Here is a 15,071-nt window from a genome sequence, read left to right on the forward strand (position 1 = left end):
TTGCAACGCACAAAGATGCGGCCGACACTTTCTCAAGGGAGCCGCGCAATGTTGACGATGGAAGAGAACAGCATGAGCACTACGGCCACTCGTTATGTCTATCGTTTCGGCGGCGGCGTCGATGATGGCGGCAAGGGGGATAAAAATCTCCTCGGCGGCAAGGGCGCGAATCTGGACGGCATGGCCGCCATCGGCCTGCCCGTGCCTCCCGGCTTCACCATCACGACCGAGATGTGCACCCGCTATTATCAGGATGGCGGCGTCTATCCTGAAAGCCTGAGGGCGCAAGTCGCGAACGGCATCGCCCATATCGAATCGGTGACGGGCAAGAGGTTCGGCGATGCGTCCGATCCGTTGCTGGTGTCCGTCCGCTCCGGCGCGCGCATTTCGATGCCCGGCATGATGGACACGGTGCTGAACCTGGGCCTCAACGACGAAACCGTGCAGGGCCTTGCCGCCGCGTCGGGGGACGAGCGTTTCGCCTGGGACAGCTATCGCCGCTTCATCCAGATGTATTCGGACGTGGTGCTGGAACTGGACCATGGCGCGTTCGAGGAAGCGCTCGAAATCGCCAAGGAAGACCAGGGCTACACGCTCGACACGGAGATGAGCGCCGAGGATTGGAAGGCTCTCGTCGCGGAATATAAGGGGCTTGTTTCAAAGCTTTGGGGGAAACCTTTCCCGCAGGATGTGCACGACCAGCTCTGGGGCGCGATCAGCGCCGTATTCGGATCGTGGCAGGCGGACCGCGCGAAGGTCTATCGCCGCCTGAACGCGATCCCGCACGATTGGGGCACCGCCGTCAACGTGCAGGCGATGGTGTTCGGCAATATGGGCGACACTTCGGCGACCGGCGTCGCCTTCACCCGCGATCCGGCGACGGGCGAGAACGCCTATTATGGCGAATATCTCATCAACGCGCAGGGCGAGGACGTGGTGGCGGGCATCCGCACCCCGCAATATCTGACGAAACAAGCCCGCGAGCGGGCAGGAGCCAAGCCGCTTTCGATGGAAGAGGCGATGCCCGGAACCTATGCCGAACTGGCCCGCGTGTTCGAGATCCTCGAAAAGCACTATCGCGACATGCAGGACATCGAGTTCACGGTGCAGCAGGGCAAGCTCTGGATGCTCCAGACCCGTTCGGGCAAGCGCACCGCCAAGGCCGCGCTCAAGATCGCGGTCGACATGGCGCGCGAAGGGCTGATTTCCGAAGAGGAGGCCGTCGCCCGCGTCGATCCCGCCGCGCTCGACCAGCTTCTCCACCCGACGCTTGATCCCAAGGCGCCGCGCGACGTGCTGACCAAGGGGCTGCCCGCTTCGCCGGGCGCGGCTTCGGGCGCGATCGTGTTCGATGCCGATACCGCCGAGCGCCGCAACGAACTGGGCGATGCCGTCATCCTCGTCCGCGTGGAAACCAGTCCGGAAGACATTCACGGCATGCACGCGGCCAAGGGCATCCTGACCGCGCGCGGCGGCATGACCAGCCACGCCGCCGTGGTGGCGCGCGGCATGGGCCGCCCCTGCGTGTCCGGCGCGGGCAGCCTGTCCATCGATAATGCGAGCAAGGTCCTGCGCATCGGCAGCCGCGAATTGAAGGAAGGCGACATCCTCACCATCGACGGCGCGACCGGCGAAGTGATGGCCGGCGAAGTGCCGACCGTGCAGCCCGAACTGGCGGGCGATTTCGGTACGCTGATGGGCTGGGCCGACAAGGTGCGCCGCCTCAAGGTCCGCGCCAATGCGGAAACGCCGCTGGACTGCCAGACCGCCCGCGATTTCGGCGCGGAAGGCGTGGGCCTGTGCCGCACGGAACATATGTTCTTCGACGCCGCCCGCATCACCGCCGTGCGCGAGATGATCCTCGCCGACACGGAAAAGGGCCGCCGAGCCGCGCTCGACAAGTTGTTGCCCGAACAGCGCGACGACTTTGCGCAGATTTTCATGGTGATGGCTGGCCTGCCCGTCACCATCCGTCTGCTCGATCCGCCGCTGCACGAATTCCTTCCCCATGGCGAGGCGGAGTTCGAGGAAGTGGCCAAGGCTGCGGGCGTCGGCGTCGACGCGCTCAAACGCCGTGCCGCCGAGCTGCACGAATTCAACCCGATGCTCGGCCATCGCGGTTGCCGTCTGGGCGTCACCTATCCTGAAATCTATGAAATGCAGGCCCGCGCGATCTTCGAGGCCGCCTTGCTCGTCAAGCAGCGCAGCGGTGAAGCGCCGATCCCGGAGATCATGATCCCGCTCGTCGCGACGAAGAAGGAGCTGGAGCTGATGAAGGCGATCGTCGATCGCGTCGCCAGCGAAGTCTTCGTCGAACAGGGCGCGACCGTCGACTATCTGGTCGGCACCATGATCGAACTGCCCCGCGCCGCGCTCAAGGCGGGAGAGATCGCCGAGGTGGGCGAGTTCTTCTCCTTCGGCACCAATGATCTTACCCAGACCACCATCGGCATCAGCCGCGACGATGCGGGCCGTTTCCTGACGCAATATGTCGACAAGGGCATTTTCGCGCGCGACCCCTTCGTCAGTATCGATGTGGAAGGGGTCGGCCAGTTGATCGAACTGGCCGTCGAACGCGGCCGCGCCACGCGTAGCGGCATCAAGCTGGGCATTTGCGGCGAGCATGGCGGCGATCCCGCCTCCATCGCCTTCTGCGAGCAAACCAACCTCGATTATGTGTCGGCATCGCCCTATCGCGTGCCCATTGCCCGACTGGCGGCCGCTCAGGCGGCTTTGGCTCGGAAGGCTTGAGAGAAGGAAGGGGCGGGCTGATTACCCGCCCTTTTCTGGGAATGCTCCAAGTGCAAAGCCGGTTCGACAGACGGCTTGGAGGATTTCGGCCGGCCCGCGCCCGACGGGTCTCCCGGGCCGGCCTTCGGCGTATCGGATTCCGCGTTATCGGGAGGTGACGGGCCGGTCATAGCGGCGGCCATGTTCGTCCAGTTTTCCGTCCTGCAACAGCCGGGCCTGTTCGGGCCATTCCTCGCGATGGATGGTCCCGGGGGATCGCCCCAGCCGCCCTTCCAACGTCGCCTGCTGCTCGTCCGAAAGATCCGCGATCTGCGAGTAGCGATGATAGCCCGCTTCATTCAGCGAGATTTCGTCCTGCAACGTCACGCCGCTGATCATGCTGAGGTCGTCCCGGCCATAAACCGCGCCCGCCACGGCTGAGGCGGTTCCGGGTCCGATGGGACCTGATTGCCTCTCCAGCTCGGCAATCCGCTCATTGGCGGCCTGAAGGCGCTGGTCGCGGTCCTGAATGCTGTGCCTGTGACCGATCTGTTCGTCGCGCCAGAGCCTCTTATACTTGCCTCGACCGCTGATCATCAACCCCAGGATCACCCCGGCGACGAGGGCGATGGCGAGCAGTGCGATCTCATTCAGGGTAAAGGACATGAGGGCTCCTCTCTGTGGAGGGGTGAACGGTTTGGCGCCCGGAAAGTTGCCTGCGCAGGAGCGGGGCGGGAAGGAACAAAAAAAAGAGAAAAAGGGGGTTGCTCAAATATCCGCCCCCCTCTATCTGCCGCTCCACAACGCGCCCGTAGCTCAGCTGGATAGAGCATCAGACTACGAATCTGAGGGTCGGACGTTCGAATCGTTCCGGGCGCGCCATTTCGGTTCAAAACCACGAACGCCTAGCACCGCCGCCTCTACGCCAGAGGCGGCGGTGAGGGTGCGCAGCAACTCGGTGCGGGTGCCGAGGATGCGGACCTCGGTCTTGCTGACCACTTCGACGCGCTGGGCGACCGCACGCAGATGGTCGCGAGCGAACGAACCATCATCGTTCCGCAGCTTGCGCTTCGCGGCCAGGGCGAACCGCCGCAAGCTCTCGGCCGTGATCGCGGGGCCGATCTTCTCGATATGCGCCACGGCCCGCTCGGCATCGCCCCTGGTCTGGTCGCGGATCACAGTCAGCTCGGCGATCCGATCCTTGAGCGACGAATCGCGCATGTCGATCAGGCCATCCTCGATCGCCTCGTAAAGCCGCTTGAGCTTCGTTTCCGCCTCGGTCGCGCGGCGCTCCAGCTCGGCGACGTGCTGGCGGCGTCGATCGACCCATTCGTCGCGCCGGTCGATGATCTGATCCATCAGGGCTTCGAGCCGCTTGGGTTCGAGCAGGCGGGTTTCCAGATGCTCGGCGACCGCCGAGTCCAACTTGTCCATCGGGATCGTGAGGCCGGGGCAACCTTTCGCGCCCTGCCGCGCCTTAGTCGAGCAGGTGTAATAGCGATACTCGCGGCCGACGCTGCTGGTGCCGGTGCGCAGCGTCATCGCCCCGCCGCAGCACGCACAGAAGCAGATGCCCGTAAGCAGCGTCGTGCCGCCCACGGCGCGCGGTGGCATCGCCATTGGACTGCGCGCCTTCAAGGACCGCTGCACGGCCTCCCATTCGACCCTGGTGACAATCGGCGGCACTTCCATGACCGCGTGTTCGGCCTGGGGCTTTGGCGTGCGCGTCTTGTGATCGCGGGTGTTGAAGCGATGCTCGCCGATATAGGTGGTGCGCGTGAGCACCTGATGGACGGCGGCCAAGCCCCAGCGCCCGCCGGTGCGCGTGCGGATATTGTTGTCGTTGAGCCAGGTGGCGATCCGCTTGAGGCCCATTGCGCCGCTGTTGTCGATCCCGTTGAGCGCCATGCGGTAGATCAGCCGCACGGTCTCGGCATGGATCGGGTCGATCTCCAGCTTCTTCTTCAACTTCGCGCCGCGCTGTTCGGACACGACGATACGATAGCCGATCGGCGCCCGCGCTCCGTTCCAGAAGCCTTGCCGGGCGTTCTCGTTCATCGCCCGCAGCGTGTGCTTGGCATTCTCCTTCGACTGATATTCGTCGAACAGCGTCATGATTTGACGCATCATCACGCTCATCGGATCATCGCCCAGGTCTTGCGTGATGGAGACGAGCTTGACCCCATTCTTCGCCAGCTTGCGGACGTAGAACTCGAACTGGAACTGATCGCGGAAGAAGCGCGAGAAGCTATGGACGACGATCACGTTGAACGCTGGCGGCTTTTCCATCGCCGCGTCGATCATCGCCTGGAATGAAGGCCGGCGATCATCGGTCGCGGTGTTGCCCGGCTCGACGAACTCCGTCGCAATCTCCCAACCCTTGCCAGTGCAGTAGTTTTCCATCTGGCGACGCTGATCGGGGATCGACAGGTCATGTTCCGCCTGGCGGGGCGTCGAGACGCGCAGATAAAGAGCGGCGCGGGAGGTCGCCAGGACCGGCGCCTCATCCTCATATCGTTGCAGGGCGGCGCTAGTCATGACGCTTCACTCCTTACTTCATGGCAAGGGACCGAACAGCGCGTCCAATTCCTTGCGTAGATGGCCTTCGATGACGCGCAGCTCGGCGTCGCTGATAGGCGGTTGCTCGGGCCAGTCGTCGGTGACGACGATCGGGCCGTCATTCTTCGATGCGCGAGCGCGGGCGTGCGGACGCTGTTGCGGTTGCGGCTGCATATAGTCGTGCAGGTCTTCGAGACCTTCCGACCATTGGCGGGGCGCACGGCGGCGACGTTTGCGAGGTAGGGCCATGCGCCAACGGTGGCTGGCGGCGGCGATCGGCGCAAATCGCGAAGCGCAGCGTAGCAGAGATACGTGCTCACGGCGGTCCAGGCGTAGTCGCATCCAGCCGGGCTTGCGCCTCCGACTCGCTCGCCGCCTTCAACAGTGCCGCCCAATCGTCGGGCGGATTGCCCTTGTCGAGCATCTTGCGGAACACAGCATAGGCGTCCGACTTCGATCCATAGGTGCGCAGCGTGGTTTCGTCGTTCACCCAGGCGAAGACAATGATCTTCGCGCTGGTGCTGTAGCGGAAGAACAAGCGGAACCTTCCGCCGCCGAACTTCGCCCGGAACCAATGCTTGCGGTCATCCCCAAGCGTGCCGCCCTGACGATACTCCGGGCGCGTCGGGTCTTGCGGAATGGTATCGAACACGAGCTGGCGCAATGCCGCCAGCAGTTTCGCATTGGCCGACTTGCGCCAACCGCGCGGGTCTTTCTGCCGCGAGCGCGCGACGGCCGCCCCGAGCTTCTCGAACTGATCGAGAAACAGGGGATGGGCAAAGAGCTGCCACCCGTTGACGACCATCATCAGAGATCGACATCGCCGTCGATCGGCGCGTCGAGATCGACCTTCACGCCTTCCGTTAGAGCGGCGATGCGCTCGGCCAGCGCGGGGGTGAGCGCCGTCAGCGCCTCGGGCCGGCGTTTGATGTCCTCGGCCAGAAACGCCAGAAAGCCGTCGATCGCCGGATCGTCATGGTCCGCGTCGGCGCGATGCACTGATACCCCATGCTCATCGACACGGAAGGCAATCTTGCCCCCGTAATCGACGCCGAGCGCCTGACGGACGGACTTCGGAATCGTCGTCTGGCCCTTGGCGGTGATGGTGCTGACTTCTTCGAGCAATGCCGGCATGACGAAATCTCCTTACCCCACGAAGGTAAGGAAAAAGCATTACTTTGTCAAGGTGTAGTTGGTCCTGGTGGACATCATGGGCCGGCCAGGGCCGGCGTCATTTTCCTTCGCACCGCAAGCGGCGCGACCGCTGCTAAGGACAAGCCCTCGCGCGGCGCAAGAAAACTCTCGGACCTTTCGCGGCATAAACGGCCCGCTCCCCGCAAGCGGTCCCCTCCATTTATTCCACGGTGCCCGAGACTTGTCTGGCGCCTTTCTACCCCAGTCTCGGCGACGGCCAGAAGGTCAGGCGGGGCGCTTCGCTACGCTGACCTTCAGACCCGAGGATTAGAGACATGACTAGCAATTCCAAGGCTCCCCGCAATGTGGTTTTCAATGCCGATTGTATCGACGTTATGCAGGCGTTCGATACCGGCACGGTGGACTTCATTTTGACCGATCCGCCCTATGTGACCCGCTACCGGGACCGGACGGGGCGTAGGGTGGCGAACGACGATAACGGGCGTTGGCTCCGTCCGGCTTTCCGAGAGATGCACCGTGTTTTGAAGGACGGGGGCTTTTGCGTCAGCTTCTATGGCTGGAACAAGGTTGATCTATTCATGGACGCATGGAAGGCGGCGGGCTTCCGCGTCGTCGGCCATCTTGTGTTTCGCAAGCGTTATGCGTCGTCGGCCCGCTTCCTTCGCTATGAGCACGAACAGGCTTACTTGCTGGCGAAGGGCAATCCTATCCGTCCCGCGCGGCCCATCCCCGACGTGCTGGATTTCCCCTATACCGGGAACCGGCTGCACCCCACGCAGAAGCCGGTTGAAGCCCTGGCGCCGTTGATCGAGGCTTTCACCCAGCCGGGCGACCTTGTGCTGGACCCGTTTTGCGGCAGCGGCTCGACATTGGCGGCGGCGCAGCAGCTCGGACGTGACTGGACCGGCATCGAGCTAAGCAACGAGCACTATCACACCGCCAGCAAGCGCCTGGCGTCACGACACCACCACCGGGCGGCCGCATAGGTCGCCCCCATTTCCCCACCATCGCCGGCAGACCGCCGACCGGATGCCCCGGCCGGCGGCGGCCGCACGTCCCGAGGTCCGCGCGGCCGAATTGCGCGCGCTCGCCGGGCACGGCCCGGCTCGCGGGATGACTGTAGCCAAGATCACGACGTCGTCCTAAAAAGGACGCGGGCCGCTACGCGGCGGCCTGGGGTTGGTAGCCCCACGTTTAGCGGTTTGGGCGTCGGCCGTGACGGCGCCGCCATCCTTGACCACATGGTCGGGGAGCCTGTGACGTATACAACAGGCTCTCCGAGCTAAAGGTCATGGGGCCGACTAAACGCGGTTTACCACTCCCCGATCAGGGTCAGGAGAGATGTTTGCGGGGGCGCACCGCAGACAAACCGCCTCTCGCCCAAGAGCAGACCGTTGCGGATAGCGCGCGAAACCATGCCTGCCGTGCATCTGGAATCACGCCCGTTCCGGTTTAGAAGGTTAACGGGGCTGGAGGCCGGGACATGGAGAGCGGCAAGCAATTCGACGATCGCGCGCCGGAGGCGCAGCGTCTCACCGCCTATGACGAGGATCATCTGGCGGACTACATTCGCCTGCTCGACGAGGATGACGCGGGCGCCGACTGGCCCGATGTCGCCGCGCTGGTTTTCGGCATCGACCCGGCCGCCGAGCCCGAGCGCGCGAAGGCGATGCACGCCAGCCATCTCGCCCGCGCGCGGTGGGTGACTGAAGTCGGCTACGCTTACCTGCTTGGGCCGCGCGCCACCGACTAGCGTTAACATTCAGTCCAAATTGAACTTTCCGGTCGCGCAACACCGGCATGTATCTGCGCGGCCTTCGCGCTGTCGGCGCAAGTCCCGCTTGTCGATCATGGACGTCCAGAGTCCGCGCCAATAGTGGGCCGGGAGGATGCCATGCCAACACCGCCAGAACGGTCTCGGCGTGCCGGCCCACGACCGGACACGCACAGCAGGGCCGAGTTCGCCGCCGCGTTCCTGCGGCGCAATCGACGTTATCGCGCAGATCACGCCAGCATGGTCCACCGCATCGCGGAGGGCGCGGTGAGCGAGCAAGCCGCACAAGCGGCGTTCGCCCACCGATGGGGGTTGTCCTTTCGCCTATGCGCCAGATGACCTGTCGGACACGGCGGTCTGGCGACCCGAACTGACCGCCGTCACCGTGATCCTCGACGCCGTGCCTGAGAACTTCACCGGCGCGGCGATTGACCCGCTCTCGCTTGGCGCCTTGCTCGCCGACCAGGCCGGGCTCGACGGCCGCCACGTCATCATCGCGGACCCGGCCGGCGAACATCGTCTATGGCTGCGCGATCCGACGCCCGGCCGGCCGCTCGCCGCGATCATCCCGCTGGACAAGGATTTCGTCACCCGCATTGCCAGCCTGTTGCGCTTCCACCGCCTGATGTTCGGCAAGCGGACTGGACCTTTGCCGCGCGGCTGGCCGCTCACCGCCTATCGGCGCACGCGCCTCGATGCCATGCTGCGCGCGCTCGACCTGCGCCTTGCCGGCGCCACCTACCGCGAGATCGCCATCGCGATGGGCAAGGGTGAAGCCAACCACCTCTCGGCGGCCGAATTTAAGGCTTCAAGCGCCCGGTCCTTCGCCTATCGCCTGGTGCGCGACGCCACCGCGATCATGAATGGCGACTACCGCAAGCTGCTGCGCATCCGCTGACCGCAAAGCAACGCAGCATTTTGGGGCACCAGCGTTGACACAGGCGCAGCCACAATCGAAGCCTGCCGCCCCGCTCTTGTCACCGAAGCGAACTATGTTCTCCTTGCAACTTAGCCGCTATGTAGGATCGGGTCTTAGACAGATTCACAGCTTCTAGGGGGGACAAAATGGCTGACAAGAAGGTGGTGTTTATTGCGTTCGCTATTGAGGATGAACGGCAGCGGGACTTCCTAAAGGGTCAATCCCTTCATCCGCGAGCACCCTATGAGTTCATCGATATGTCGGTGAAGCAAGCCTACGACAGCGATTGGCAGAACAAGGTGCGGACCCGCATCCGACGTTCGCACGGTGTCATTGCGCTTATTAGCAAGAACTCACTTACTTCAAGCGGTCAGAAGTGGGAAATCCAGTGTGCGAAGGACGAGGGAAAGCGTGTTCGAGGCATTTGGGCTTATTCTAACGATAGGACTGACATACCCGGCGTGGCCACGTATTCCTGGAGCGACAAAAATATAAGCGACTTCATCGATTCACTCTGAGGGGAGTCGATTGTGCGGAAAGCTCTTATCGTCGGCATAGATCACTATGACCACATCGGCTTGCTTAGTGGTTGTGTGAACGATGCCCATTCCGTGAAAAGCGTTCTCGAACGGCACGCCGATGGCACAGTTAACTTTGCAACGCCAAAAATATTGACGGGCACCAGCGGCAATGATCGGATTGAGAAAGCGCAGCTTAAAGATGCCGTTCGTGAACTATTCGCTGACGACTCAGAAATCGCACTCTTCTATTTCGCGGGACATGGATACATCGAGGATACCGGAGGCTTTCTCTGTGGCACGGAATGTAAGTCAGGTGATGATGGGCTGTCCCTTGCCGAGTTGATGACTTTGGCGGGGAAGTCGCCGGCCAAGAACAAGATTGTCATTCTCGATAGTTGCCATAGCGGCGTCGCTGGAACCCGGCCGGAGCAAACGGTAGCCGAGGTGAAAGAGGGCATGACGATCCTCACGGCTTCGACCGCCGAGCAGTATGCTATGGAAGTTTCCGGTGGTGGCGCTGGCGTTTTCACAAGCCTATTCGTCGACGCGTTAGGCGGCGCGGCCGCGAATCTTCTCGGAGACGTTACCCCCGGCAGTGTCTACGCTCACATTGATCAATCGTTAGGACCGTGGGCTCAGCGGCCTATGTTCAAGACGAACGTGAAGACGTTCGTGTCACTTCGAAAGGCAGCCGCCCCCATACCCCTCGCCGACCTTCAGGCGCTAGCAACTCACTTTCCGCGCCCCGATTATGACTTCCCCCTCGATCCGGCGTATGAGCCGGAACGGTCTGAAGAACAAAAAGCTGATCCAACGATCCCGCCTCCTGACCCGCAAAAAGCGGCAGTATTCGCTGTTTTGCAGAGGTATGTGAAAGTCAACTTGGTCCGACCTGTTGGCGAGGCGCACATGTGGCATGCCGCCATGAATAGTAAATCATGTGAGTTAACAGTCTTGGGCCAACATTACCATCAACTAGTTGCCAGTGGGCTCATCTAATTATGATTGAGCGCGCAAAAATAGAAGCCGTGCTTGGCGATCTTGTAGAGCAGTTAGCCGCTATCGAACATGAGCGATGGTCACACTGGCAGCTCTACATGCACTCGAAGGGCCAGAAGCGGCCGGACGGCTCACTCGTGTTTTCGGCTGAAGCTGTAAGCCGTTGGGAAAAGCAAGCCACTACAGCCTACGCCGATCTTACTGAAAGCGAAAAGAAAAGCGATAGGGAGCAGGTAGATCGTTATCTACCCCTGATCTTGAAGACGCTAAAGACGGACGTCACTGAATAAAGATTATAGCGGTTCAGTCGGCCGCCCCCTAGCACATCGGGGATAAGCGGCATGGAGAGGGTCGGGCGGGCAAACTGCCGCCCGCTGCTGCCAACTATGCACATCTGCTAATTGCCCGACCGCTCCACCGAAGGGGGGGCACATCGGCGTGGTTGCGAATCTTCGTTCCCCACAGCGCCGCACATAGTTCGTCATGTTCGCCTCCTGCCGCCACATTCCGCAGGAGACACCCCTTGACCCATTCGCCCGTTAATCTGCCGCCGCGCTTCCTGCGGACGCCGGAGGCGGCGCGCTTCCTGGGACTGTCCGGTCGCACGCTGGAGAAGCATCGCTATTTCGGCACCGGCCCGGCCTATCGGCGCATCGGCGGCCGGGTGGTCTATTCGGTGGACGACCTTCGCGCCTGGGCCGATCTCGGCACCAAATACTCCACCTCCGATCCCGGCCAGGACGATCTCATGCCTCGGCGGGATTCGGCGCTGGCGCAGAGCCGTCGATGAATCCGGCGCCGTCTCCCATGCGCAGACGAGCCAGCGCGGAGCGCGCGCAGCTCGACCTGTTCCATTCGATCCCCGGCGACCTGGCCGCGCGTGACGCGCAGGACTTGATGGCCTGGCCGTTTTTCAGCCTCGCCAAGTCGAAACGCGTCCGGCCGATCGATTTCCGCATGGGAGCGACCTGGATCTCGGTCGAGGCCGTCCCCGAACACGGCATGGCGACGATATGGGACGCCGACGTGCTGATATGGGCGGCCAGCCAGCTCGTGGAGGCGCGCGACGCCGGCCGCCCGACCTCGCGGCTGATGGCGGCGACCCCGCATGAGATTCTGACGTTCATCGGACGGGGCACGTCCGCCCGCGACTATGAGCGGCTGCGCGCCGCGCTCGACCGGCTGCAATCCACCACTGTCGCCACCTCGATCCGCCAGCAGCACCAGCGCCGCCGGCATCGCTTCTCATGGATCAACGAATGGCAGGAACGCCTCGACGACGCCGGGCGGCCGCTCGGGCTGGAGCTGATCGTCCCCGACTGGTTCTATGCCGGCGTGCTCGACCGCGCGCTCGTGCTCACCATCGACCGCGCGTATTTCGATCTCACCGGCGGGCTCGAACGCTGGCTCTACCGGATCGTGCGCAAGCATGGCGGGCGGCAGAGCGGCGGCTGGAGCTTCGACGTTCCGCACCTTCATCTCAAATCCGGCGCGCTCTCGCCGCTTAAGCATTTCGCGCACGACCTGCGCCGGATCGTCCAGCGCCAGCCGCTCCCCGGCTATGTCCTTACGCTCGAACATGCGCTCGGACGCGAGCGGCTCAACTTCGTTCCGATCCCTGTCGATCCGTTCGACGCCGCCATGCGCCGGGTCGGCATCCGGCTTGTGGATAAGCGGTGATGGCGCTCGTGCTATCAGGGACCGCCGGACTCGTGCCATCAGGGACCGGAGAGTCGTGCTATCGGGGACCGCGAGCCTGCGCAAACCCGCAGAAATCCTCGCGAAATCGCACACCTTCTAACAATCCTAATAGAGAAGAATCCTTCGGATTCTTGCTAACGCGCGCCGCGATTGTGGATTGCCGCCGCCGCTTCGGGGATCGCCCCGGTGATGGCCGAGCGAGCGTGCGCCTCGCTGCGCTGCTGCCCTTTTCCGACAACTCAGGAGCCGAACGATGAGCGATCCCGCGCGCCCGCAGCGCATAGATTTCAGCGGATTCGAAGCCGCGTTGCGCCGCCAGGCGATGGAGCGGGCGCAAGCCGCCCGCACGCCGACCGTCCCAACGGCGCTGGCCGCCGGTTCGCGGTTGACCGAAGTCGAACTCAACTGGATCGAAAAGAAGCTGGAGCACTGGATACGCTTCGGCCGCGTCGCCCAGGAGCGCATCGTCACGCGCCGCACCCGCGTCATGGGTTTCCGGCCGGGCGCGATCTTCGCCTTCGTCCGCTGGGCGTCCAACGACTTCGGCACGATCAGCTCGCGCATCGATGTCGTGCGGGCGGTCGGCGACGGCGAAGCCTACACGACGCTGCCGTTCGTGCGGCCGGGCGGCGACATCCTGTTGCATATCGAAGGCTGGCCGAAGGTCGCCCAGGTGCTCGCCACGATCGACGCGGTGGAACTGGCGGGCGTCGATCCGTGCAACGCCGCGCCGGACCACTGGCGCCACGTTCACAACCGCATCGCCGCCGGCCAGCAGCCGCGTCCTTACACGAGGGAGCGCCATCGCGCCTGGCTCAAACGCCGGGAGATCGAAGGATGACGCGCCGCCGCTATGCCATCGCGACGGTTGTCACCGCATCCGTCTTCGCGGTGTCGTTCGTCGCCATCGCCGTCGTCGACCCGTTTCCGCGCCTCATCTGGAACGCCAGCGCCAGCGCGCCGATCGGACTCTATCGCATCCATCCCGACAGTGATCCGCCCACCGGCGCGCTGGTCGCCGTCACGCCGCCCGAACGGTTGGCACGTTGGCTCTCGGCGCGCGGCTATCTGCCCGAGGGTGTGCCGCTGTTGAAGTATGTCGTGGCGAAGCCCGGCCAGCGGGTTTGCCGGATCGGCGACATAGTGAGCGTGGACGCCCAGCCAGTCGCCAGCGCCCGCGCGCGCGACGGCCAGGGCCGTCCGCTGCCCGTCTGGCGGGGCTGCCGCACGCTGCAACCGGGCGAGCTGCTGCTGCTCAACCCCGACGCCGCCGACAGCATGGACGGCCGCTATTTCGGCCCGCTGCCGGCCTCGACCGTCATCGGCCGGGCAACGCCGCTGCGTCTGCGCACGCCGTCGCCAACGCCTTCCACCCCCGAAGCCAAGGAGATCGGTCATGCCGACGAATATCTTTGAAGCCATCGCCAACGGTTATGCCGGCCGCGTTCGGCTGTTCGGCATAAACGAGCAGATCGTGCTTGCCGCGCTCGACCCGAGCGACGCCGAGAACGCGCCTGACTATCGCATCCACCTCGACGACGAGGACGGCCCGGAAGTCGGCGGCGCGTGGAAACGGGTCGGCGAACGCGCCGGTGACTACATCGCACTGGAGATCGACAGCCCGCTCTTTGGGTCGCCGTTCCGGCCGGTGCTGTTCCGCGCCGATGATGATGGCCGGACATTCCGGCTGTCGTGGAAGCGCCCCAAGCCGCGCGATGATCGGAGCTGATCGGTGCCGTCCCCGATCATCCCTTTGTTCGCGGAAAGTCCGTCTCATCCCTCCGTCCCGCTCGGTCGCAGGCCGGGCGGCGCGCGGAGCGAAGGTCAAGGGCGGCCCCCGGCCGGCGCTTCGCGCGCACCCTTTGCCGGAGCGAGCACGCTGGCAGGCTGGCGGCGAAGCGGGGGCGGGTCGGCCGCCATGCTCGCGGTTCTGCTGCTGCTCGCGCCGGGCGCTGCGCCCGTCGCCGCGTTGGCGCAGGACGCGCCCGCCGAGCGATCGGCCGCGCATCATCCCTATGCCGGTCATGTCGCCGAAGCCGCGCGCCGCTTCGGCATTCCCGAACGCTGGATATGGGCAGTCATGCGCGTCGAGAGCAACGGCGACTCCCGCGCTGTTTCGTCGGCGGGCGCGATGGGCCTGATGCAGATCATGCCCGCGACATGGGCCAGCCTGCGCGCACGCTATGGGCTCGGGGTCGACCCCTACGACGTGCGCGACAACATCATGGCGGGCGCGGCCTATCTGCGCGCGATGCACGACCGCTATGGCGACGCGAGCGCCATGCTGGCCGCCTACAATGCGGGGCCGGGCCGCTACGAAGAATTTCTGTCGCGCGGCCGCCCGCTGCCCGCCGAAACGCGCGCCTATCTCGCAAAGCTGGCGCCAATGATCGGCGGCTCGGGCGACGTGCAGCTTGCCGCCGCGACGCTGCCCGATCCCTTCGCCTGGCGCCGCGCCGCGCTGTTCGTGCGCAGCCCGAGCGTCGCCGCGAGCACCAGCAGCACGCCGGCCGAAGACGATGGCGCTGCGGCCGAACCCACCACGGCCGCGCAGACGGAGCGCCTTTCGAGCGACAGCGAAACCGCCGCCGAGACGCTGTTCGTTCGCCGGTCTGGCGGGGCTCGATCGCAATGACCGTCCCCCGTTTCAGATCGTCGGTTGCAGTCAGGAGCGGGGCTGAAGGGGCAGGAGAAAGCCGAAGAAAGGGACGGC

The 15,071-nt window shown here is 64.3% G+C and carries 19 protein-coding genes and 1 tRNA gene; 15 read left to right on the forward strand and 5 right to left on the reverse strand.

Annotation, left to right across the window (positions count from 1 at the left end; translation table 11 throughout):
- The first annotated feature begins 48 nt into the window (after window positions 1-48).
- Window positions 49-2,751 (forward strand): pyruvate, phosphate dikinase, encoded by a 2,703-nt coding sequence (gene ppdK, locus SCLO_RS01455; protein WP_066519094.1) that lies wholly within the window; start codon window positions 49-51, stop codon window positions 2,749-2,751.
- Between the two features lie 144 nt (window positions 2,752-2,895).
- Here ppdK and SCLO_RS01460 read toward each other — a convergent pair whose 3' ends face one another.
- Complete coding sequence (locus SCLO_RS01460; RefSeq protein WP_066519097.1) at window positions 2,896-3,396, reverse strand: hypothetical protein; 501 nt, start codon at window positions 3,394-3,396, stop codon at window positions 2,896-2,898.
- 139 nt (window positions 3,397-3,535) lie between these two features.
- On the opposite strand from SCLO_RS01460, the gene SCLO_RS01465 reads away from it, so the two are divergent.
- A tRNA-Arg gene (locus tag SCLO_RS01465) sits at window positions 3,536-3,612 on the forward strand.
- On the opposite strand, the gene SCLO_RS01470 is transcribed toward SCLO_RS01465, so the two are convergent.
- From SCLO_RS01470 to SCLO_RS01485, 4 genes are all read right to left on the reverse strand, one after another.
- Complete coding sequence (locus SCLO_RS01470; protein WP_083949127.1) at window positions 3,568-5,268, reverse strand: recombinase family protein; 1,701 nt, start codon at window positions 5,266-5,268, stop codon at window positions 3,568-3,570. The genes SCLO_RS01465 and SCLO_RS01470 overlap by 45 nt on opposite strands.
- Before the next feature lie 18 nt (window positions 5,269-5,286).
- Window positions 5,287-5,538: a hypothetical protein gene (locus SCLO_RS22775; RefSeq protein ID WP_123905425.1), complete on the reverse strand. Its 252-nt coding sequence runs from the start codon at window positions 5,536-5,538 to the stop codon at window positions 5,287-5,289.
- A 67-nt stretch (window positions 5,539-5,605) separates the two neighbouring features.
- Window positions 5,606-6,097 carry a type II toxin-antitoxin system YhaV family toxin gene (locus tag SCLO_RS01480; RefSeq protein WP_066519107.1) on the reverse strand — a complete coding sequence of 164 codons (492 nt, stop codon included), beginning with the start codon at window positions 6,095-6,097 and terminating at the stop codon, window positions 5,606-5,608.
- Window positions 6,097-6,423 carry a type II toxin-antitoxin system PrlF family antitoxin gene (locus tag SCLO_RS01485; protein ID WP_066519110.1) on the reverse strand — a complete coding sequence of 109 codons (327 nt, stop codon included), beginning with the start codon at window positions 6,421-6,423 and terminating at the stop codon, window positions 6,097-6,099. Before SCLO_RS01485 ends, SCLO_RS01480 begins: the two co-directional genes overlap by 1 nt.
- Window positions 6,424-6,758: 335 nt before the next feature.
- Between SCLO_RS01485 and SCLO_RS01490 the strand changes: the two genes are divergently transcribed.
- From SCLO_RS01490 to SCLO_RS01555, 13 genes are all read left to right on the forward strand, one after another.
- Window positions 6,759-7,430, forward strand: coding sequence for a DNA methyltransferase (locus SCLO_RS01490; RefSeq protein WP_066519113.1), 672 nt, complete (start codon window positions 6,759-6,761; stop codon window positions 7,428-7,430).
- A gap of 497 nt (window positions 7,431-7,927) precedes the next feature.
- Window positions 7,928-8,197, forward strand: coding sequence for a DUF2285 domain-containing protein (locus tag SCLO_RS01495; RefSeq protein WP_066519115.1), 270 nt, complete (start codon window positions 7,928-7,930; stop codon window positions 8,195-8,197).
- Between the two features lie 141 nt (window positions 8,198-8,338).
- Complete coding sequence (locus SCLO_RS23730; protein WP_083949128.1) at window positions 8,339-8,557, forward strand: transcriptional regulator domain-containing protein; 219 nt, start codon at window positions 8,339-8,341, stop codon at window positions 8,555-8,557.
- A gap of 46 nt (window positions 8,558-8,603) precedes the next feature.
- Window positions 8,604-9,116 carry a DUF2285 domain-containing protein gene (locus tag SCLO_RS01505; protein ID WP_231923306.1) on the forward strand — a complete coding sequence of 171 codons (513 nt, stop codon included), beginning with the start codon at window positions 8,604-8,606 and terminating at the stop codon, window positions 9,114-9,116.
- Between the two features lie 167 nt (window positions 9,117-9,283).
- Window positions 9,284-9,655 carry a TIR domain-containing protein gene (locus tag SCLO_RS01510; RefSeq protein ID WP_066519117.1) on the forward strand — a complete coding sequence of 124 codons (372 nt, stop codon included), beginning with the start codon at window positions 9,284-9,286 and terminating at the stop codon, window positions 9,653-9,655.
- A gap of 12 nt (window positions 9,656-9,667) precedes the next feature.
- The gene (locus tag SCLO_RS01515) at window positions 9,668-10,657 is read left to right on the forward strand and encodes a caspase family protein (protein ID WP_066519119.1); all 990 of its coding nucleotides are present in this window, start codon (window positions 9,668-9,670) and stop codon (window positions 10,655-10,657) included.
- Window positions 10,658-10,659: 2 nt separating this feature from the next.
- Window positions 10,660-10,947, forward strand: coding sequence for a hypothetical protein (locus SCLO_RS01520; protein WP_066519121.1), 288 nt, complete (start codon window positions 10,660-10,662; stop codon window positions 10,945-10,947).
- Between the two features lie 233 nt (window positions 10,948-11,180).
- Entirely contained in the window at window positions 11,181-11,447 is a 267-nt protein-coding gene (locus SCLO_RS01525) for a helix-turn-helix transcriptional regulator (protein ID WP_066519125.1), read from the forward strand.
- A gap of 17 nt (window positions 11,448-11,464) precedes the next feature.
- Entirely contained in the window at window positions 11,465-12,337 is an 873-nt protein-coding gene (locus SCLO_RS01530) for a replication initiator protein A (RefSeq protein WP_066519128.1), read from the forward strand.
- 343 nt (window positions 12,338-12,680) lie between these two features.
- On the forward strand, window positions 12,681-13,199 hold the full coding sequence (locus tag SCLO_RS01540) for a DUF2840 domain-containing protein (protein WP_066519198.1): 519 nt from the start codon (window positions 12,681-12,683) through the stop codon (window positions 13,197-13,199).
- Window positions 13,196-13,774: a S26 family signal peptidase gene (locus SCLO_RS01545; protein WP_066519130.1), complete on the forward strand. Its 579-nt coding sequence runs from the start codon at window positions 13,196-13,198 to the stop codon at window positions 13,772-13,774. The genes SCLO_RS01540 and SCLO_RS01545 overlap by 4 nt, the downstream gene beginning before the upstream one ends.
- Window positions 13,755-14,087 carry a DUF736 domain-containing protein gene (locus SCLO_RS01550; RefSeq protein ID WP_066519133.1) on the forward strand — a complete coding sequence of 111 codons (333 nt, stop codon included), beginning with the start codon at window positions 13,755-13,757 and terminating at the stop codon, window positions 14,085-14,087. Before SCLO_RS01545 ends, SCLO_RS01550 begins: the two co-directional genes overlap by 20 nt.
- 189 nt (window positions 14,088-14,276) lie before the next feature.
- Window positions 14,277-14,993 (forward strand): lytic transglycosylase domain-containing protein, encoded by a 717-nt coding sequence (locus SCLO_RS01555; protein WP_197705118.1) that lies wholly within the window; start codon window positions 14,277-14,279, stop codon window positions 14,991-14,993.
- The last annotated feature ends 78 nt before the right edge of the window (window positions 14,994-15,071 follow it).

It is taken from the genome of Sphingobium cloacae, assembly GCF_002355855.1.
Lineage (GTDB): Bacteria > Pseudomonadota > Alphaproteobacteria > Sphingomonadales > Sphingomonadaceae > Sphingobium > Sphingobium cloacae.

Bases quoted from the DNA above. Each gene is read 5' to 3' on its own strand.
- ppdK (WP_066519094.1), top strand. From the start codon at position 49: ATGTTGACGATGGAAGAGAACAGCATGAGCACTACGGCCACTCGTTAT.
- SCLO_RS01460 (WP_066519097.1), bottom strand. From the start codon at position 3,396: ATGTCCTTTACCCTGAATGAGATCGCACTGCTCGCCATCGCCCTCGTC.
- SCLO_RS01470 (WP_083949127.1), bottom strand. From the start codon at position 5,268: ATGACTAGCGCCGCCCTGCAACGATATGAGGATGAGGCGCCGGTCCTG.
- SCLO_RS22775 (WP_123905425.1), bottom strand. From the start codon at position 5,538: ATGGCCCTACCTCGCAAACGTCGCCGCCGTGCGCCCCGCCAATGGTCG.
- SCLO_RS01480 (WP_066519107.1), bottom strand. From the start codon at position 6,097: ATGATGGTCGTCAACGGGTGGCAGCTCTTTGCCCATCCCCTGTTTCTC.
- SCLO_RS01485 (WP_066519110.1), bottom strand. From the start codon at position 6,423: ATGCCGGCATTGCTCGAAGAAGTCAGCACCATCACCGCCAAGGGCCAG.
- SCLO_RS01490 (WP_066519113.1), top strand. From the start codon at position 6,759: ATGACTAGCAATTCCAAGGCTCCCCGCAATGTGGTTTTCAATGCCGAT.
- SCLO_RS01495 (WP_066519115.1), top strand. From the start codon at position 7,928: ATGGAGAGCGGCAAGCAATTCGACGATCGCGCGCCGGAGGCGCAGCGT.
- SCLO_RS23730 (WP_083949128.1), top strand. From the start codon at position 8,339: ATGCCAACACCGCCAGAACGGTCTCGGCGTGCCGGCCCACGACCGGAC.
- SCLO_RS01510 (WP_066519117.1), top strand. From the start codon at position 9,284: ATGGCTGACAAGAAGGTGGTGTTTATTGCGTTCGCTATTGAGGATGAA.
- SCLO_RS01520 (WP_066519121.1), top strand. From the start codon at position 10,660: ATGATTGAGCGCGCAAAAATAGAAGCCGTGCTTGGCGATCTTGTAGAG.
- SCLO_RS01530 (WP_066519128.1), top strand. From the start codon at position 11,465: ATGCGCAGACGAGCCAGCGCGGAGCGCGCGCAGCTCGACCTGTTCCAT.
- SCLO_RS01540 (WP_066519198.1), top strand. From the start codon at position 12,681: ATGGAGCGGGCGCAAGCCGCCCGCACGCCGACCGTCCCAACGGCGCTG.
- SCLO_RS01545 (WP_066519130.1), top strand. From the start codon at position 13,196: ATGACGCGCCGCCGCTATGCCATCGCGACGGTTGTCACCGCATCCGTC.
- SCLO_RS01550 (WP_066519133.1), top strand. From the start codon at position 13,755: ATGCCGACGAATATCTTTGAAGCCATCGCCAACGGTTATGCCGGCCGC.
- SCLO_RS01555 (WP_197705118.1), top strand. From the start codon at position 14,277: ATGCTCGCGGTTCTGCTGCTGCTCGCGCCGGGCGCTGCGCCCGTCGCC.